A 16,869-nucleotide genomic window follows, 5' to 3' on the forward strand; every position below is an offset into this window, starting at 1 on the left:
AAAATAATTTACCACTCTTTTATATTTAAAAAGAAGATTATGAAAACAAATAATATCGAAGGATTAACACTATTTGAGATAAATGTATTAATCCAGCAAGGGGGAAGATTTGTAATTTTTCCAAACACTATATCAAAACTATTTAAAAAATTTAAATGCTCGAACATTTATTTTGTTCGTCCTGAAGAAAATACGTTTAAATATGGTTTAAAACATTTCTTTAAAAATTTGGCAATTGGCTGGCGCTTTTTTCCTTTAGGGCCAATTTATACTCTTAAGTCTTTGTTTTATTTAATAAAAGGGGGTACAGATTATACACAAATTATTTTAGACGAATTAGATCGTGATAATCCTATTTACAATCCTGATTTGCATTATTTAAAATATGCTTAGAGGCAACCAATAACATTCGTTTTTAATGTCTTAAACTACTATTTTAAAAACGTATCAAAGCTATAATAGTAATTGTATAAAAAGAGATTTGCCAAAATTTTATAAAAAAATTCCAAATCTTTTTTTACATAAAATCATATGAAAAAATACATTTTACTTTTTAGTATTGCAACAGCTATGTTCTCATCTTGCAACAAGACTGATTTAGGCAATTTAGTTTCAAATGATAAATCAACCCGAAACGGAGAAGCTTTTACTAGACCTAAAACCCCAAAAGCACAAGGAACTCCACGTATATTATTTATAGGAAACAGCCAAATAGAATATTTTGTGAGCGCGCCAGTATTGTTTGAAGAATTTTGCAATGCAAACAATCAACCAATGAATATAGATCAGCTATTAACCATGGGAGTTTCACTTGAAAAAGTTTATGATACTAACAAAACAGAGGCTAATCAAAAATTTTCTAATATCGATAAAGATGGAAATTACTATGACTATGTAGTTATTCAGGAATCAACTCCTGTAGCCCTATCTGAAATTGATAAATACAAAGCAAATGTAAAATTGATTGTAGAAAAAATACATAAAAATAGTCCGGATGTGGCCATTTATATTTATCAGGGAATATCACCCGAATCGTATACAAATCCGGATTATATGCAATACCATAATGAACTGCGCAAAAATGCCATTTCAGTGATGGGGTTTATAAAAAATGCAGGTTTATTAAGAGTTGGCGATGCTGTTAAAGATGCTTATGAAGGTAAAAATGGTTACAAGTATTTAGTTGAAGATAAAGACAATCTACGATATGGTAAACATACCCTTCATCTTATAAACGATGGTGGTTTTATGCAGACAGTTTTACTATATGCTACAATTTTTGACAAGAAGCCAATAATACCAAAAAAATTAATTTTAGCAACAGGAACTACATATTTTGATACTACGAGAAAACAAGAGGTTATCAAAGCAATTAGTAACCCAAAAGCTTTAGAAGAAATTGCTTTTAGTAATCGATAAAAAATAATAATAAAATTTAAAAATCATCTTATAAATTTATGAGGTGATTTTTTTTGTTTAAGTAATTTATGAATTTATAAAAGTTCTTTAAAATATATTATAAAAAATTCCTAAGAAGTATTTTTAGATTTGAAAGATTACTGCTATCTTCCTGACGTTTAACCCCAAATCTAAAATTACCTTTTATGGAAGACAATTACAACGAAGTTAGAAAAAACTGGTGGGACAGAAACTGGAAATGGTTTGTACCAACAGGATGTTTAGGCCTTTTAGTGCTTTTTGGATTATTTATAGCCGGAATATTTTTCGGAGTTACATCGATGATGAAAGATTCTGATGCTTATAAAGGTGCCATGAATGAAGCACAGCACAATAAACTGGTAATCGAAAAACTAGGAAAGCCGATTGAAACTGACGGAATGGTTTCCGGAAGTATTAACGTGAGCAACGATACCGGAAATTGCGATTTGCAGATTCCGATCAAAGGTTCTAAAGGAAAAGGAACCTTATTTGTAGTGGCCAACAAAAGAGGAAAATGGAAATACGAGGAAATGTCTGTTTATCTTGAAGATACAGATGAAGAAATTGATTTATTGCAGAAATAAATTTCACGTCAATTAATCAGACCTAATCTGTTTTAGATCATAAAAGAATTACTTTTGTCTCCAATTAATCTCCAAATAACATGAATATACGCCTGCTTTTTTTTCTAATCTTTATATGCACCAATACTTTATTTTCTCAAACCTTAAAAAATAAAAAATCAGGAACCGTAAATAATAATACCGCGGCTGTCACAATTCCGGATTATATTAAAATACTTTGGTTAGATGAAAATAATGCCCTTCAATTAAACGAAAATTACCTCAAAAACGCAACCGATCAACAGCGTGCAGCGTTAGGCTATATCGCAACTTCTGTAGGCAGTGAATGTTATTGGGATGGAGATAAAAAGGCAGATGAAAGTAATTTAAAATGCAAATTGCTTTCTGCACTTAATTTGGGATACCAATGTTCTGAGAAACACTTATCTTTTTTAAAAGAATGGTTTAAAGGAGATCAGAAAGTGATTGAAAGCCTTCAATATTGCAACAAAACTGAAGCAGCAGCAAAAACTCAGGATCGATTTATTGCACTTAAAATGGCAACCAGCAAAAACAGCATTACGATTATTTATACTGCTATGGGCGTAGATTTAAATCAAGGAAGCAATTGGAAATGGACTGAAAAATCTACTTATTCTTTTTCAGAAACTGAAATCAAACAAACTGACAGAGAAAATATTCAAGGGAGCTTTTATTAAGTGCTGTTCAGCTTTCTTATCCATCTGCAAAAAACGATTAAATGAAATTACTATTAATTTTATACCTCACTTTTTTTCAAAGTATGTTGCTGTTAGCGCAGTCTGATACTCAATATCACATTTATACGAATAGAGTTGTATCATTTTCAAAACCAAATAGAGTTTTATTCAATAATGTTGATAAAAAAGGAAATGGATCTATAGAATATACAAATCCGAAAAAACAAGTGCTCCGTTTTCGGGTATTAAAAAACAAAATTCAAATGCTTCATGGCGCTATTGCTTTTCAATTATTTTCTTATAAAAATGGCTATCTGGAAAAAATAGAAACGTTTGATATCAACGGAAAGTTATCTGGTGAAAGAGAAGCTGCAAATGAAGCTGTAACAAAATTTATAGTTGATAAAAACGAAGAATACCTAAAGAAAAAAAAATTGATAGATGATGCTGAAGGCAATATTGAGATGAAAGATGATACCAATGAAAAAATCATCAGAATTGAATTATTTGATGCCAATAAATCTCCAATAAATACCTTTCTGGCAACTTATATTTCTAGTAAAACTTATTGGAATTATAACGAAAGAATGTATTGGCCTTGACTTTATTATCTATAAAAATTAAAACAAGAAGTTACTAAGTTGCCACCTTTTTATAAAATTTGTTAATTATCACACAAATGTTTCTGTGCTACAATAAAATTGTGGCTTTGTTTTTGAATAAGTAGTATTTTTGAAACTCATAAAAACCCCAATAATGAAAAACATTTTAATTTTAGTTCTTGTATTTTCTCTTAGTTCATGTGCTCAGGTACAACAAACGCTAAATCAATTGCCTCAAATATCTTCACAGCTTCCCGGAATTGGCGGCGTAGACATTGCTGCGGGACTTAAAGAAGCTCTAAATAAAGGAATTACACAACAAGTAAGCAAACTGACTGCTGTTGATGGTTTTTATAAAAATGAAGCTGTAAAAATTCTATTGCCTGCTGAATTGCAAAAAGTAGACGCTACTTTAAGAAAAGTTGGTCTTAGTTCGCTTGCCGATGAAGGAATTAAAATGATGAACCGTGCTGCAGAAGACGCAGTGAAAGAAGCTACTCCAATTTTCGTATCGGCGGTTAAAAATATGTCGTTTACTGATGCTAAAAACATCTTACTAGGAAATGACAGCGCTGCAACAAGTTACTTACAAGGAAGTACGACTACCGCTTTATACGGAAAATTTAATCCGGTAATTAAAAGCTCTTTTGAAAAAGTTGGTGCTGATGTGGTTTGGACAAAAATCATCAATAAATACAACACTATTCCGCTAGTAAAAAAAGTAAATCCAGATTTGACTGATTATACAACAACACAAGCTTTATCTGGCGTTTTTAAAATGATTGCTGTAGAAGAAAAAGAAATCCGTAATAATATCAGTGCAAGAACAACGCCTTTATTGAAAAGTGTGTTTGCAATGCAGGACGGAAAATAGTTTTTTTTTAAGGCTCAGAGGCGCAAAGGTTCAAGTAGCAAAGGCCACTTTGTAACTGTGAACCTTTGCACCTCTGTCACTAACCAAAATAACCAAAATGCAAAAAATAACCATTCTAATTCACTGCAAAGACCAAAAAGGAATTATTGCCGCAGTGACCACATTTATAGCAAAAGTAGAAGGAAATATTATCTATATTGATCAGCATGTTGATGTGGAGCAAAATGTGTTTTTTATGCGATTAGAATGTGAATTTGCTAATCCGAAAATTACAATTGAAAGCCTAAAAGAAGAATTCGACAAAACGCTTGCTGCCGATTTTAATATGTCATGGGATTTGTACAATCAGGAACAAAAACCAAAAATGGCGTTATTTGTTTCTAAATATGATCATTGTTTGTTTGACATTTTAGGGCGTTACAGCGCAGGTGAATTGAATGTGGAGATTCCGGTTATCATAAGCAATCATAATGATTTAAGATCAATTGCAGAACGTTTTGATATTCCGTTTCACTGTGTTCCTTTTACAAAAGATAATAAAGAAGAAGGCGAAGCCAAGCAAATTGAATTATTAAAGCGATACCAAATCAATTTTATTGTTTTAGCGCGTTATATGCAGATTATTACACCAAATTTAATTTCGCTTTACGAAAATAAAATTATTAATATTCATCATTCGTTTTTGCCAGCTTTTCCGGGTGCAAAACCTTACCACTCTGCTTTTAAGCGTGGTGTAAAAATTATTGGTGCAACAAGCCATTATGTTACGGCTGAATTAGATGAAGGTCCGATCATTGAGCAGGATATTGCTCGCGTATCGCACATACATTCCGTTGACGATTTTATCATGAAAGGTCGCGACTTGGAGCGAATTGTTTTAGCTCGTGCTATTAAATTGCATGCAGAACGCAAAACAATGGTTTATAGCAATAAAACAGTTGTATTTTCTTAGGCTCAGAAAGACAAAATTCATAAAAGTTAAAATTTAAACCCGATAGGTATTCAAAAGCCCTTCGGGTTTCTTTATTTTTATAATTAGCAAAAGATAAACATAGAAAAATAGAGAAGCTTTGCTGAAGCAAAAACAAAGTTTTCATAGAAATTGTTAATTTCTATTCAAGTATAATTTATTGATTTTTAATATATTACTAAATATAAAAACTATTCTTTACTATATTAATAGGTAAAACTGATTGCTCTTATATTTTAATAACAAAAAGTTATTTAACGCTGCAGAAAGCTCAGAAAACACAATTTTCAAATCTTAACTTATGTCCAACAAACTAATAACAAAACCTTAACAGCGAAACATTCATATATGTTGGATCTTTGTATTGTAATAAACTGGTTATTTATTATTTTGGTTTTGGTTAGTTAAATGATGCCGGCGTCTTCGAGATGCCGGCATTCTTTTTTTGTACTAATTTGGTTTCAGTTTTTTTTCTTTATACATATATTTTACAATTGAGCTACACGAAGATTTCACACAGTTACGCAAAGTTTTTATTAATTTTCTTTACTATCTCTGTGGTACAAAACCTGTAGCCTGAAACAAAAAATCGTAAAACTCATTCTGGATACAATTACAAGAGATATAGCTACTTTATAAGAGCAATACTTGCAGATCTTTGTCTTACTCAATTTTTATCTAAAAATTAAAAAAGACATTATGAATAGTTTAAAAAAAATAAAATTAGGAAGCCAAGGACTTATTGTTCCAAATATTGGTTTAGGCTGTATGGGAATGACTCAAATTGCCGGAATGGATATTTATGGCAAAGCCGATGAAAAAGAAGCAATTGCAACTATACATCGCTCACTTGAATTAGGAGGAAATTTTCTGGACACAGCCGATTTATACGGTCCATTACATAATGAAAGATTAATCGCCAAAGCCATAAAAAGTAATCGCAACGCTTATACATTAGCGACAAAGTTTGGTTACGAAATTGATGACAGCGAACAGCTTACATGGCAATTTAATGGCAAAAAAGAATATGTAAAAAAAGCGGTAGAACGTTCTCTTAAGAATTTAGGAACAGATTATATAGACTTGTATTATTTACACCGCTTAGATCCAAATACTCCAATTGAAGAAACAGTACAAGCTATGGCTGCTTTAGTCAAGGAAGGAAAAGTGGGTTATATTGGACTTTCAGAAGTTTCATCAGAAACGATTAGGAGAGCACATAAAATTCATCCTTTAACTGCTGTACAAACAGAATATTCTTTATTTGAAAGAACTGTTGAACAATCAGGTATTTTAAATACATTAAATGAATTAGGAATTGGTTTTGTCGCTTACTCCCCACTTGGCAGAGGCTTTATCTCTGGCGATATTCAAACTCCAGATGACTTTTCAGATAATGATTTTAGAAAAGCAATTCCGCGTTTTCAGGGAGAGCAGTTTCAAAAAAATATTGAACTGGTAAACGAAATCAAAAAATTAGCAGATGAAAAACAAATTACTGCTTCGCAGTTAGCATTAGCATGGATCGCTTCAAAAAACATTGTGCCAATACCGGGAACGAAACGTGTAAAATATGTAGAACAAAACATTGCCGCAGCGCAAATGGTTTTAACTTCAGATGAAATGAATCGACTGGAAAAAATCATTCCGCTTGGCACTCAAACCGGAGCCAGATATGACGAAGCTAATATGGCCGGAATTGATCAATAAAATACTAAGGAAAAATTATCTTTACGGTAGCTTTTCCTCTTTATATATTTTTTAAATATTCTTAAAATGAAAAAAGAAGTTCATATTCCGTATCACATACAATCTATTTCAGAATTACATTCGCTGCTTAAAATTCCAAAACCAGAACATCCGTTGGTAAGTTTTGTAGATCTGAGCAAGATAACCTGTCATTTTGACGACAATCTTAAAAGTGTTGTTTATTCTTTTTACACGGTCTGCATCAAAAAAGGGTTTACCGGAAAAATGAAATACGGACAGAATTTTTATGATTTTGATGAAGGCGTTATGACCTTTATGTCGCCGGGCCAAGTAATCTCAACAGAAGTAAGTGTCGATAGTGCAGTCTATGGCGCCATGCTTGTAATTCATCCTGACTTTATTCAGAATTATGCTTTAGCAAAAAACATTAAAGAATATAGCTATTTCTCGTATGCAGTTAGTGAGGCTTTGCATCTTTCTGAAAAAGAACAAACCATGATTACCGGAATCATGAAAAATATAGAGCAAGAATATTCTTCTTCAATTGACGCCTTTAGCCAGGATGTAATGATTTCTCATATTGAGCTGCTTCTTAATTATTGCAACCGTTTTTACAACCGTCAATTTATTACCCGAAAAAGCGCTAATAACACACTTTTGGTTAAACTAGAAAATCTCTTATCTGATTATTTTGAAGGCGATAAAGTTCAAAAATTAGGTTTGCCTACTGTGGCTTATATTTCAGATGAATTGAATGTTTCGCCTAATTATTTAAGCGATCTGCTTCGGTCACTTACAGGCCAAAGCACACAGCATCATATTCACAACAAAATTATAGAAAAAGCAAAAGAATTGCTTACCACCACCTCATTAAGTGTCAGCGAAACTGCTTTTCAATTGGGTTTTGAGTATCCGCAGTCTTTTAATAAATTATTTAAAAATAAAACCAATGTTTCACCTTTAGAATTTAGAAGTTCATTTAATTAGCCTTTTAACTTGAATAACAGCAAAGATTAGTAAAGAGTCACGCAAAATGCACAAAGTTTTATATACAAAGATTTAATTTTTCAGTCTTTCATGAAGTATTTTAAAATAAGCAAAAGCCTTTAATAATCGGCTTCCATGCCAGGAAAACATTTCGCCGTCGACGAAAATTGTTTTGGCGTGATGTGTAAAACGGCCAATTTCGAAAGCGTCTTCTTCCTTAAAAGGATAAGGTTCTGAAGAGAGAAAAACCAAATCTGGATCGCCTTCTAAACGCATTTTTTTAAGTTCAATTTCAGGATAACGGCCTTTTTCTGAATAGATATTTTGAAAATGATTTAACTTTAATAATTCATTAATATAGGTATCATTTCCAGCAACCATATAAGGATTTTTCCAAATAAAATAGGCTGCTTTTTTTACGGGAATATCTTGAACATATTTTTTGAAATCGCTCAAGGCGAAAACCAATTTGTCATTCCATTTTTGAGATTCGGTACGGCAATTAAACAATTGTCCGAAATCTGAAATCATCTGAAAATTATCTTCCACAGAAACAATATTGGTTACCCAAACCGGACAGATTTCCTTTAATTGTTTTACGATTTCTTCTGTGTTTTCTTCTTTATTGCAAATGATAATATCAGGTTGTAATAATTTTATTTTTTCGAAGTGAATTTTCTTAGTTCCTCCAACAATTTTCTTGGTAGATTTTAAATGATATGGATGCACGCAAAACTTTGTGATTCCGATTATTTTATCTTCTAAACCTAAATCATATAGTAATTCGGTTTGAGAAGGAACCAGCGAAATAATTCGTTTTGGAGCAGTTTCAAATGTATGCAAAGTGCCAAGCTGGTCTTTTAGTTGTTTCATGTTTTGTTTGTTTCAAGTTTCAGGTTGTTGAGTGTGGTTTTTAACCGCAAAGTTCGCAAAGCTTTGAGTTGGATTTTGCTTTGCGAACTTTGCGGTAAAATTTTTAAGTTCAAAGTAAACCTGAAACTTTAAACTTGAAACTTGAAACCTAAAATTTCTTCCATTTCCTGCTGCACTTTCAAAGCTTCTTCTCTTGCCTTTTCTGCAAAATCAGTTCCTTTAGAAGCGTATATAATTGCTCTTGCAGAGTTTACCAATAAACCAACTTTATCGTTCATGCCATATTTGCATACTTCTGAAAGACTTCCGCCTTGAGCGCCGATTCCGGGAACTAATAAAAAACTATCTGGAACAATTTTTCTGATATCGGCAAAATATTCGGCTTTTGTAGCACCCACAACGTACATTAAGTTTTGGCTATTTTTCCAAGTTTTAGACGTTTCTAAAACTTGTTTGTATAATTCCGTTCCGTTTGTGGTTAAAGTCTGAAAATCAAAAGCGCCTTCATTAGACGTTAAAGCCAGCATAATTGTGTGTTTATTTTCAAAAGCCAAAAATGGCTCAACAGAATCTTTGCCCATATAAGGGGCAACTGTTACACTATCAAAATTTAAATCTTCAAAAAAAGCTTTTGCATACATACTTGACGTGTTTCCGATATCGCCACGTTTAGCATCAGCAATCGTAAAAATTTCTGGAAATTTTTCGTTAATGTAATTGATTGTTTTTTGAAGTGACATCCAACCTTTTAAACCGTATGCTTCAAAGAAAGCTGTGTTTGGCTTGTATCCGACAGCCAAATCATGTGTTGCATCGATTATGGCTTTATTGAATTCGAAAATAGGATCGTCAGTTTCTAATAAATGAGGTGGAATTTTAGTCAAATCGGGATCCAATCCTACGCATAAAAATGATTTTTTTAAAAGTATTTGTTCGTATAGTTGTTGTGTTGTCATATTGTATTTGCTAGTGCGGCAAAATTACAAATAATTTTTGAGGTTGCAGGTTGGAGTTTTCAAGTTTCAGGTTTCAGGTTTCAGGTTTCAGGTTTCAAGTTTTAAGTTTCAGGTTTCAGGTTTCAAGTTTCAAGTTTAAGGTTTAAGGTTCACACACATTTTCACTTTACTTGTGACTTTTCACTTTTCACTTTTCACTTTTCACTTTTCACTTTTCACTTTTGACTTTTGACTTTTGACTTTTCACTTTTCACTTTTGACTTCTCACTTTCCCAAATTAACATTGAATTCATATAACATCTTGCCAAAATTATGTAAGAAAAAAAGAGACCGACTAATCTATTTTTGTTACCGAACCTTAAATCAGACAATTATGAGCCCAAATATTGGAATAACGCCGAAAAACCTTAAGAAAAGTACACACATATTAGCCACGATTTTATCTAACGAAATGACGTTATACGTTAAGACAAGAAAATTTCACTGGAATATTTCTGGAAACAGTTTTATGGAGCTTCATAAATTATTTGAAGATCAATACCGAGTTTTAGAAGCTAATATTGATGAGGTTGCAGAACGCATTAGCCAATTGGGAGAAAAAACTATTGGTACGATGAAAGAGTTTATTGAAAATTCGACTTTAAAAGAATCTCCAAAAGAATATGCATCACAAAAACATATGCTGGAAGAACTTTTAGATAATCACGAACAAATGGTTACAGAATTCAGAGATTATATCCCTGTTTTTGAAGAAGATAATAATGATTTTGGTTCAGCTGATTTTGTAACGGGATTATTGCAGGAACACGAAAAAATGGCTTGGATTTTACGTCGTTATCAAGTTTAAAAAAATTCGAATGTGAATTATGCAGCGCTCGGCTAAATTGATGTAACACTTTAGCAATTGAGAATTTGCAATTTTACGATACTATTAATACATAAAATTTACGATCATGAATACTACAGAGATAAAAGGAAATTGGAACGAGTTAAAAGGGAAACTTAAACAAAAATATGCTGACCTGACAGATGATGATTTACTGTATGAAGAAGGAAAGGATGACGAAATGTACGGAAAAATCCAACAAAAATTAGGTAAGACAAAAGATGAAGTTAGAAAAATCATTGCAGATTTGTAAAACTCTCTAAATCAAACACAAATACCGTCTAGTAAAAATATTAGGCGGTATTTTTTTGAAAAATTTATTTACTTTTTTAATGTTTCTAAATCTATAACAAGCATTAAAGGCTTGAACCAAAAATAAATTAATTATCTTTAACAAAATTTTCTACAAAATGAAACTATTTATAAAGTTTGACATCAATACCATTTGCTCGCTTTTTTTAAAACATAACCTGGATCAAAATAATATAAATTTTACAAGTCTAGGGTTTGGCGAGATCGAGATTAATGATAATCTTGATGCTGATGCGATCGAAGCTTTAAAAAATAAATTGAGTCCTTGTGGTTTTGAGATCGTTGAGAATCAAAAAAGTGTTTTAGTTCAAAAAATTAAAGACGCAATAATCGAGCTTGTTTTTATGGAAGACAGCAATAATTATAAAAGTTCTGTATTTTTGGCTGAAAAATTAAATCACAGTTATGGTTACTTATCGAACGTATTTTCAGAAGTAACTTATTCTTCTATTGAAAATTTTATCATTTTACAGAAAATTGAAAGAGCCAAACAATTAATTATTATTAATGAAATGAGTTTGACAGAAATTGCTTTTTTACTAAATTACTCCAGTGTTGCGCATTTGAGTACTCAGTTTAAAAATACAACCGGAATTACGCCATCGGCCTTCCAAAGAATAATAAAGAAACGAAGAGAAAATTTAAAATAAAAACCCAAATACCATATTAAAATGCAAAAAAACGCATTATACATTTTATTGGCTGATGATGATGAAGATGATCGTCTTTTTTTTAAGGACGCTTTTGAAGAAATAAAAATTCAGACTAAAGTAGATTTTGTTCACGATGGGATGCAGCTCATGGATCATCTACACAACACAGACAACAAACTGCCTGATATCTTATTTCTGGATTTAAATATGCCGAAAAAAACAGGTAAAGAGTGTTTGATAGAAATCAAAAAAACGGATCGATTAAAAGACATTATTATTGCGATCTACTCTACTTCATCTTCTGAAGAAGACATTGAAGACACTTTTATCCAAGGCGCAAATATTTACATCAAAAAGCCGAGCGACTTTAATACGCTTAAAAAAATAATAAATGAAGTCGTGACCGTAAACTGGCACTATCATACCTCCGGGTTAAATCGTGATAATTTCTTGCTGCGACTAAAATAACATTAGCATACCACATGAAATGGATACCAAATTTTAATTCTTCAAACTCATTGAGAGTTATTTTTGTAATCGCAGTTTTCATCCTGTTATTTCTTTCCTCTATTGGTTACAAACACAATCAAGATTTAAATGAATCTAGTAAGTTGGTAATGCATACGTATGAAATTAACATTCAATTAGAAAAATTAATGTCGGCGATTAAAGATGCCGAGACGGGCCAGAGAGGGTACATTATTACCCGAAATGGCAGATTTTTAAGTCCGTATCTTTATTCGCGCGACAAGGTAAACGCCTCTTTTATTACCTTAAAAAAATTAACTGCTGACAACCCTGTACAGCAGCAAAACTTGGAACGATTATTCAAATTGATTATTCAGCGATTCGTTTCTTTTGAGAATTGCCTAAAATATGCCGATCCTAAAACATACGATAAAAGAAAACTCGACAATCATATGTTTGGGGGAAGAATTCTGATGGAAAATATTCGCTTTCAGGTAGACAAAATGAATGATATCGAAAAGAAATATTTAGACAAAAGATTAAAAATTTATGATGAAGAGATCTCATTAAGTCCGGTTTTTTCTATTTCTTTATTTTTAACTGCTCTTCTTTTTATTTTATTAGCTTACAGACAAATCAGCAGAGATATTGAACGATTGAAAGTCTACAATAAAAAACTTTTAATTTCGAGCGGCTTAATGGCCGAATCTGAAATTATTGGTAAATTCAGTACTTGGCAGTGGGATTTAGATTCTGATAAAATCGATTACTCAGACAATCAATTTCGTTTACTGGGAGTTGAACCTGGCTCTTTTGTTCCAGAAAAAGAAAGTTTTCTAGATTTTGTACATCATGATGACAAAGATGCTATTGCTAAGTCGATGGCAGGCATTATAGAAAAAAAACAATTGCCATTTATATACTATAAAGTTTCTCGTCCTGATCTTGAAATCAGATATTTTAAATCGACTGGAAAATTATTGACAGATCAGCAGGGTAGCAAAATCTTACTCGGAATTAATTTTGATATTACAGACGAGCATCTTTTAAATATTGAACTGCAGGAACGAAATAGAGAATTAGAAAAAAGCAACAAGGAACTCGCATCTTTTAATCATGTTGCAAGTCATGATTTGCAGGAACCGCTTAGAAAAATTCAGACTTTTATTTCGAGAGTTCCAGAGGCTGACAAAGCAGTTATGTCTGACAGTGCGCGCGATTATATTTCTAAAATTGAAGTATCGGCGAAGAGAATGCGTGTTTTAATTGATGACTTATTACTATTCTCGAGAACGAATACAACGAAAAAAGAATTCATAAAATCGAATTTGAATGAACTGTTCGAAAATGCTGAATCTGAATTAACAGAAATCATCCAAGAAAAAAAAGCGGTTATTCAAGTTTCAAAATTGCCAAAACTTTCAGTGATACCGTATCAAATTGAACAGCTTTTCATCAACCTGATTGGAAATTCTTTAAAATACAGCCAGCCTAATACTATACCAGAAATTACGATTGAAAGTGAAAAAGTACTTTCTGCAGATTACCCTGATTTATTAGATCAGTCTGTGAAAAAATTTCATAAAATTATTTTTACAGATAACGGAATGGGATTTGATCCTCAATTTAAAGAAACCATTTTTGTTTTGTTTCAGCGGCTGCATTCAAAAACAGATTACCCAGGAACCGGAATTGGTTTAGCGATCTGTAAAAAAATTGTCGAGAATCATAAAGGATATATTTTGGCAGACAGCACTATCGGAAAAGGGTCAATATTTACCGTTTTTCTTCCCGAATAAAACATAGAATTTGTAAGACAAGCGTTTACTATTAAAGGAGTTATCTTTTAAAGTAAACTCTTTTTTTATGTATTAAAACCTACCTGAAAAAAAGCGTAAAAAGCGTTATATAAATCCATTATGGGAATTATATAACGTTTCTTTTTTATGCTGTAAAGCAAAAGAAGGTATTCGTTAGCATCTTTGTAATGTAATACTTTATGAAGTAATAATGAAAGCAATGCGCCTGTTAAGAGCAACTATTTTTAAAGTCCTTTTCTTATTGATTTTCGTATTTTCTTTTTCATGTAAAAGGAAAGAACATCAAAAGATAAACCCTTTAAAATCGGAAACTTTTAATAAGAATGATACAGAGCAAGCTGAAACTTATTTTTTTATAACAGTCGCAAATGTAAGTAATTCAATTATTTCAAAAAGTAAAATTGCACAACAAAAACGTTCAGAAAATTCGATACAGGAATTAAGCAAAAAAATTGAAAATCAACAGAATCAATTGCTGCAGACAGTAAATGAAATGGCTAATAAAAGGCTCATTATAATTACAGATATAAATGCAGCTCATAAAAGAGATTTATACAAATTGATTGATACTAATGATTCAAATTTTAATACCACGTTTCTTAATTTGATTTCAGAAGATTTATCAGAACAGATTAAAGTGTTCGAAAAAATTTCAACTGAAACTAATGATGAAACCATTTTAAAATTAGTGCTTCAATATTTGCCTCAACAGTACGAATTGATACGCGAAATTGAAACAATTAAAAACAGAGTTTAATTAAAAGCCTTTATACAAATTATTATTATTAACTAAATTTTTTAACTATGAAATTGCAATCAAATTTTTTATGCGCCTTAACCCTTTTTATGACAGCTTCATTTGGAATGCTTCACGCTCAGGACAATAATGTAAATACCGAGTTTGGTATAAAAGGAGGTTTTAATATGTCTAATTTTTTATCAGACAATGATGAAGCAACTGACGAAAATATTTTATATGGTTTTAATGCCGGTGTTTATGCCACATTGCCAGTATCAGATTTTGTCGCTATTCAGCCAGAAATTTTGTTTACCACAAGAGGTTCAAAATTAGAATATAACAATGATGCAGCTAGTGGAAACGCAAAATTCAAATTAAACTATATCGAAGTTCCATTATTAGTAAGAGTAAATATTACTAAAAACTTTAATCTTCAAGCTGGTGGATATGCATCTTACCTTGTAAGTTCTAAATTAACCGGAGACGGATCAGCTAATTTTGATGAGGATATCGATACAGATGACTTAAACAAATTTGATGCAGGTATTGTAGCAGGTGTTGGAGTAGATTTTAGTCCAGTTAGTATTGGTTTACGTTACAACTACGGATTAACAACTATTGGTAAAGAAAGAACTGTTCTAGGACAAACTTATACTTTTCCAGATGCTAAAAACAGCAACTTATCATTATACTTATCGTATAAATTGAATTAAGAATAATTAATTAACCCCTTAAAATATAAATACCATGTCAAATTTATTATATACAATCGCAGTGATTTTGGTTATACTTTGGGCCCTTGGGTTCTTCGTGTACAGCTTCGGAAGTATCATTCACATATTATTAGTAATAGCTATTATCGCAGTACTATTCAGACTTATCAAAGGTCGAGACATTTAAAAACAAATATTATTAAATAATTTATATTAATCACTAAATCAAATATTATGAAAACTAGTAACACAATTTTAGGAATTTTAGGAGCTGCAGCTGCAGGAGCATTTTTAGGTGTATTATTCGCACCAGACAAAGGGTCAAACACAAGAAAAAAAATCTCAGATAAATCTAAAGATTACGGAGATAATTTAAAATCAAAATTTGATGGAGTTGTAAGCACAATTACTTCTAGCGGAAAAGATATTATCGAAGAAGGAAAAGCAAAATTCAATCAAGCAAAAGAAGACTTCAACACTATTAAAGATGAAGCAAAAACTGTAAAATCGAACTATTAAAAAGTGAAATTTTTAAATCATAAATACCCTCTATTATGGAAACAAATGCAACAACAAACGACAATTTAAATCTTTATGAAAAAGCAGAGAATTATACTAAAACGAGTTTAGAATTACTTAAACTTAAAACAGTCTCTTCTGTAGCTGATGTTGTTTCATCACTAACTTCAAAGATAGCAGTTGGAGCTGTTGTTGCATTTTTCACCTTATTCCTTAACATCGGACTTAGTCTGTGGATTGGAAAAGAACTTGGAGAGTATTATTACGGTTTTTTTATCATGGCGCTTTTTTACTTAGTTGTGGCAATTGTATTGCTTAAAACACAGCATAAGCTAATAAAAACACCTCTTGGAAATATGATTATTTCCAGCATATTAAAAGAAACAAAAGACTGATTTAATAATTGATAAAAAAAGACTGTAATGGAAACTGTTTACACAATTGAAACATTAAATCAGCAAATAGCACTGTTAGAAACTAGGCAAGATGCCGAATGGTGCGCTATAAAGGATGAAATTGATGGCATTAAAGAGAATTTAAAACCTCTTAATCTTATCAGAAATACGGTTGAAGAAATTAATGAGACGGTAGGTTTTAAAAGTCATGTAGCCCAAACTGCAATAAGTATTGGATTAGGGTTTCTGGCAAAAAAACTAGTAGTAGGAAAAAGTGATTCAATGCTTAAAGGCGTTTTTGGTTCTCTTTTACAATTAGTTGTTACCAATTTGGTATCAAAACCGCATCATCAATCTCCTAACCAAGAATCATCACAACACGAATCATCAGAAGAGTAATTGTATAACTTTAATTTATTATGTATTATGGAAAAGTTTAGCGAAATAGTATTGAAAAATGGTGTATACGTTTACTCGAATCTATATAAATGTTTTGAATTTACACGAGTATTTCTAGGTATCTAACTTGCTTTATACGTTTTGAAAATTTTAAATTTAAACAACGGTTAAACAGTTAATATCCTTCACTATATTTTATCACAAAAAAGGTTCTAAGATACTAAGACACTAAGTTGCTAAGTTTAAAAAGCTTAAAGATTTACCTTAGTCT

General features: G+C 31.4%; 22 protein-coding genes. 20 read left to right on the forward strand and 2 right to left on the reverse strand.

The window, feature by feature from the left end:
* Positions 1 to 39 precede the first annotated feature (39 nt).
* The 9 genes from IRZ83_RS04385 (at position 40) to IRZ83_RS04425 (ending at position 7,865) form a co-directional block, all read left to right on the forward strand.
* Positions 40 to 393, forward strand: a complete 354-nt coding sequence (locus tag IRZ83_RS04385) for a hypothetical protein (protein ID WP_194567064.1) — start codon at positions 40 to 42, stop codon at positions 391 to 393.
* A 138-nt stretch (positions 394 to 531) separates the two neighbouring features.
* Entirely contained in the window at positions 532 to 1,419 is an 888-nt protein-coding gene (locus IRZ83_RS04390) for a hypothetical protein (protein ID WP_194567065.1), read from the forward strand.
* A 185-nt stretch (positions 1,420 to 1,604) separates the two neighbouring features.
* Positions 1,605 to 2,024, forward strand: coding sequence for a cytochrome c oxidase assembly factor Coa1 family protein (locus IRZ83_RS04395; protein ID WP_029268899.1), 420 nt, complete (start codon positions 1,605 to 1,607; stop codon positions 2,022 to 2,024).
* An 80-nt stretch (positions 2,025 to 2,104) separates the two neighbouring features.
* Positions 2,105 to 2,722, forward strand: coding sequence for a hypothetical protein (locus IRZ83_RS04400; protein ID WP_194567066.1), 618 nt, complete (start codon positions 2,105 to 2,107; stop codon positions 2,720 to 2,722).
* Between the two features lie 41 nt (positions 2,723 to 2,763).
* Positions 2,764 to 3,324, forward strand: coding sequence for a hypothetical protein (locus IRZ83_RS04405; protein ID WP_194567067.1), 561 nt, complete (start codon positions 2,764 to 2,766; stop codon positions 3,322 to 3,324).
* Positions 3,325 to 3,478: 154 nt separating this feature from the next.
* Complete coding sequence (locus tag IRZ83_RS04410) at positions 3,479 to 4,198, forward strand: DUF4197 domain-containing protein (protein ID WP_029268894.1); 720 nt, start codon at positions 3,479 to 3,481, stop codon at positions 4,196 to 4,198.
* A gap of 97 nt (positions 4,199 to 4,295) precedes the next feature.
* Positions 4,296 to 5,150 (forward strand): formyltetrahydrofolate deformylase, encoded by an 855-nt coding sequence (purU, locus tag IRZ83_RS04415; protein ID WP_194567068.1) that lies wholly within the window; start codon positions 4,296 to 4,298, stop codon positions 5,148 to 5,150.
* A gap of 717 nt (positions 5,151 to 5,867) precedes the next feature.
* Entirely contained in the window at positions 5,868 to 6,878 is a 1,011-nt protein-coding gene (locus IRZ83_RS04420; RefSeq protein WP_194567069.1) for an aldo/keto reductase, read from the forward strand.
* Between the two features lie 66 nt (positions 6,879 to 6,944).
* On the forward strand, positions 6,945 to 7,865 hold the full coding sequence (locus tag IRZ83_RS04425) for a helix-turn-helix domain-containing protein (RefSeq protein ID WP_194567070.1): 921 nt from the start codon (positions 6,945 to 6,947) through the stop codon (positions 7,863 to 7,865).
* Positions 7,866 to 7,937: 72 nt separating this feature from the next.
* Here IRZ83_RS04425 and IRZ83_RS04430 read toward each other — a convergent pair whose 3' ends face one another.
* Positions 7,938 to 8,738, reverse strand: a complete 801-nt coding sequence (locus tag IRZ83_RS04430; RefSeq protein WP_194567071.1) for an ABC transporter substrate-binding protein — start codon at positions 8,736 to 8,738, stop codon at positions 7,938 to 7,940.
* 128 nt (positions 8,739 to 8,866) lie between these two features.
* Complete coding sequence (gene pyrF / locus IRZ83_RS04435) at positions 8,867 to 9,694, reverse strand: orotidine-5'-phosphate decarboxylase (protein WP_194567072.1); 828 nt, start codon at positions 9,692 to 9,694, stop codon at positions 8,867 to 8,869.
* Positions 9,695 to 10,067: 373 nt separating this feature from the next.
* On the opposite strand from pyrF, the gene IRZ83_RS04440 reads away from it, so the two are divergent.
* The 11 genes from IRZ83_RS04440 to IRZ83_RS04490 all read left to right on the forward strand — a co-directional run bounded on the left by IRZ83_RS04440 (position 10,068) and on the right by IRZ83_RS04490 (position 16,598).
* Complete coding sequence (locus IRZ83_RS04440) at positions 10,068 to 10,541, forward strand: Dps family protein (RefSeq protein ID WP_029268882.1); 474 nt, start codon at positions 10,068 to 10,070, stop codon at positions 10,539 to 10,541.
* 106 nt (positions 10,542 to 10,647) lie between these two features.
* Positions 10,648 to 10,833, forward strand: a complete 186-nt coding sequence (locus IRZ83_RS04445; protein WP_029268880.1) for a CsbD family protein — start codon at positions 10,648 to 10,650, stop codon at positions 10,831 to 10,833.
* A 157-nt stretch (positions 10,834 to 10,990) separates the two neighbouring features.
* Complete coding sequence (locus IRZ83_RS04450; RefSeq protein ID WP_029268878.1) at positions 10,991 to 11,542, forward strand: helix-turn-helix domain-containing protein; 552 nt, start codon at positions 10,991 to 10,993, stop codon at positions 11,540 to 11,542.
* Between the two features lie 21 nt (positions 11,543 to 11,563).
* Positions 11,564 to 12,013 carry a response regulator gene (locus IRZ83_RS04455; protein ID WP_029268876.1) on the forward strand — a complete coding sequence of 150 codons (450 nt, stop codon included), beginning with the start codon at positions 11,564 to 11,566 and terminating at the stop codon, positions 12,011 to 12,013.
* Between the two features lie 14 nt (positions 12,014 to 12,027).
* On the forward strand, positions 12,028 to 13,812 hold the full coding sequence (locus tag IRZ83_RS04460; RefSeq protein ID WP_194567074.1) for a CHASE3 domain-containing protein: 1,785 nt from the start codon (positions 12,028 to 12,030) through the stop codon (positions 13,810 to 13,812).
* A 211-nt stretch (positions 13,813 to 14,023) separates the two neighbouring features.
* The gene (locus IRZ83_RS04465; protein WP_029268872.1) at positions 14,024 to 14,590 is read left to right on the forward strand and encodes a DUF4142 domain-containing protein; all 567 of its coding nucleotides are present in this window, start codon (positions 14,024 to 14,026) and stop codon (positions 14,588 to 14,590) included.
* A gap of 89 nt (positions 14,591 to 14,679) precedes the next feature.
* Positions 14,680 to 15,285, forward strand: coding sequence for a porin family protein (locus tag IRZ83_RS04470; protein ID WP_228520657.1), 606 nt, complete (start codon positions 14,680 to 14,682; stop codon positions 15,283 to 15,285).
* Positions 15,286 to 15,319: 34 nt separating this feature from the next.
* Positions 15,320 to 15,472 carry a lmo0937 family membrane protein gene (locus tag IRZ83_RS04475; RefSeq protein ID WP_157494936.1) on the forward strand — a complete coding sequence of 51 codons (153 nt, stop codon included), beginning with the start codon at positions 15,320 to 15,322 and terminating at the stop codon, positions 15,470 to 15,472.
* 47 nt (positions 15,473 to 15,519) lie between these two features.
* Positions 15,520 to 15,804, forward strand: a complete 285-nt coding sequence (locus IRZ83_RS04480) for a YtxH domain-containing protein (RefSeq protein ID WP_029268868.1) — start codon at positions 15,520 to 15,522, stop codon at positions 15,802 to 15,804.
* Between the two features lie 35 nt (positions 15,805 to 15,839).
* Positions 15,840 to 16,199, forward strand: a complete 360-nt coding sequence (locus IRZ83_RS04485; RefSeq protein ID WP_029268865.1) for a hypothetical protein — start codon at positions 15,840 to 15,842, stop codon at positions 16,197 to 16,199.
* A 27-nt stretch (positions 16,200 to 16,226) separates the two neighbouring features.
* Entirely contained in the window at positions 16,227 to 16,598 is a 372-nt protein-coding gene (locus IRZ83_RS04490; RefSeq protein ID WP_029268863.1) for a hypothetical protein, read from the forward strand.
* Positions 16,599 to 16,869: the final 271 nt, after the last annotated feature.

It is taken from the genome of Flavobacterium sp. JLP (assembly GCF_015350755.1).
Classification (GTDB): domain Bacteria; phylum Bacteroidota; class Bacteroidia; order Flavobacteriales; family Flavobacteriaceae; genus Flavobacterium.

Coding starts and splice junctions, on each gene's coding strand:
- IRZ83_RS04385 (WP_194567064.1), top strand. CDS start 40: ATGAAAACAAATAATATCGAAGGATTAACACTATTTGAGATAAATGTA.
- IRZ83_RS04390 (WP_194567065.1), top strand. CDS start 532: ATGAAAAAATACATTTTACTTTTTAGTATTGCAACAGCTATGTTCTCA.
- IRZ83_RS04395 (WP_029268899.1), top strand. CDS start 1,605: ATGGAAGACAATTACAACGAAGTTAGAAAAAACTGGTGGGACAGAAAC.
- IRZ83_RS04400 (WP_194567066.1), top strand. CDS start 2,105: ATGAATATACGCCTGCTTTTTTTTCTAATCTTTATATGCACCAATACT.
- IRZ83_RS04405 (WP_194567067.1), top strand. CDS start 2,764: ATGAAATTACTATTAATTTTATACCTCACTTTTTTTCAAAGTATGTTG.
- IRZ83_RS04410 (WP_029268894.1), top strand. CDS start 3,479: ATGAAAAACATTTTAATTTTAGTTCTTGTATTTTCTCTTAGTTCATGT.
- purU (WP_194567068.1), top strand. CDS start 4,296: ATGCAAAAAATAACCATTCTAATTCACTGCAAAGACCAAAAAGGAATT.
- IRZ83_RS04420 (WP_194567069.1), top strand. CDS start 5,868: ATGAATAGTTTAAAAAAAATAAAATTAGGAAGCCAAGGACTTATTGTT.
- IRZ83_RS04425 (WP_194567070.1), top strand. CDS start 6,945: ATGAAAAAAGAAGTTCATATTCCGTATCACATACAATCTATTTCAGAA.
- IRZ83_RS04430 (WP_194567071.1), bottom strand. CDS start 8,738: ATGAAACAACTAAAAGACCAGCTTGGCACTTTGCATACATTTGAAACT.
- pyrF (WP_194567072.1), bottom strand. CDS start 9,694: ATGACAACACAACAACTATACGAACAAATACTTTTAAAAAAATCATTT.
- IRZ83_RS04440 (WP_029268882.1), top strand. CDS start 10,068: ATGAGCCCAAATATTGGAATAACGCCGAAAAACCTTAAGAAAAGTACA.
- IRZ83_RS04445 (WP_029268880.1), top strand. CDS start 10,648: ATGAATACTACAGAGATAAAAGGAAATTGGAACGAGTTAAAAGGGAAA.
- IRZ83_RS04450 (WP_029268878.1), top strand. CDS start 10,991: ATGAAACTATTTATAAAGTTTGACATCAATACCATTTGCTCGCTTTTT.
- IRZ83_RS04455 (WP_029268876.1), top strand. CDS start 11,564: ATGCAAAAAAACGCATTATACATTTTATTGGCTGATGATGATGAAGAT.
- IRZ83_RS04460 (WP_194567074.1), top strand. CDS start 12,028: ATGAAATGGATACCAAATTTTAATTCTTCAAACTCATTGAGAGTTATT.
- IRZ83_RS04465 (WP_029268872.1), top strand. CDS start 14,024: ATGAAAGCAATGCGCCTGTTAAGAGCAACTATTTTTAAAGTCCTTTTC.
- IRZ83_RS04470 (WP_228520657.1), top strand. CDS start 14,680: ATGACAGCTTCATTTGGAATGCTTCACGCTCAGGACAATAATGTAAAT.
- IRZ83_RS04475 (WP_157494936.1), top strand. CDS start 15,320: ATGTCAAATTTATTATATACAATCGCAGTGATTTTGGTTATACTTTGG.
- IRZ83_RS04480 (WP_029268868.1), top strand. CDS start 15,520: ATGAAAACTAGTAACACAATTTTAGGAATTTTAGGAGCTGCAGCTGCA.
- IRZ83_RS04485 (WP_029268865.1), top strand. CDS start 15,840: ATGGAAACAAATGCAACAACAAACGACAATTTAAATCTTTATGAAAAA.
- IRZ83_RS04490 (WP_029268863.1), top strand. CDS start 16,227: ATGGAAACTGTTTACACAATTGAAACATTAAATCAGCAAATAGCACTG.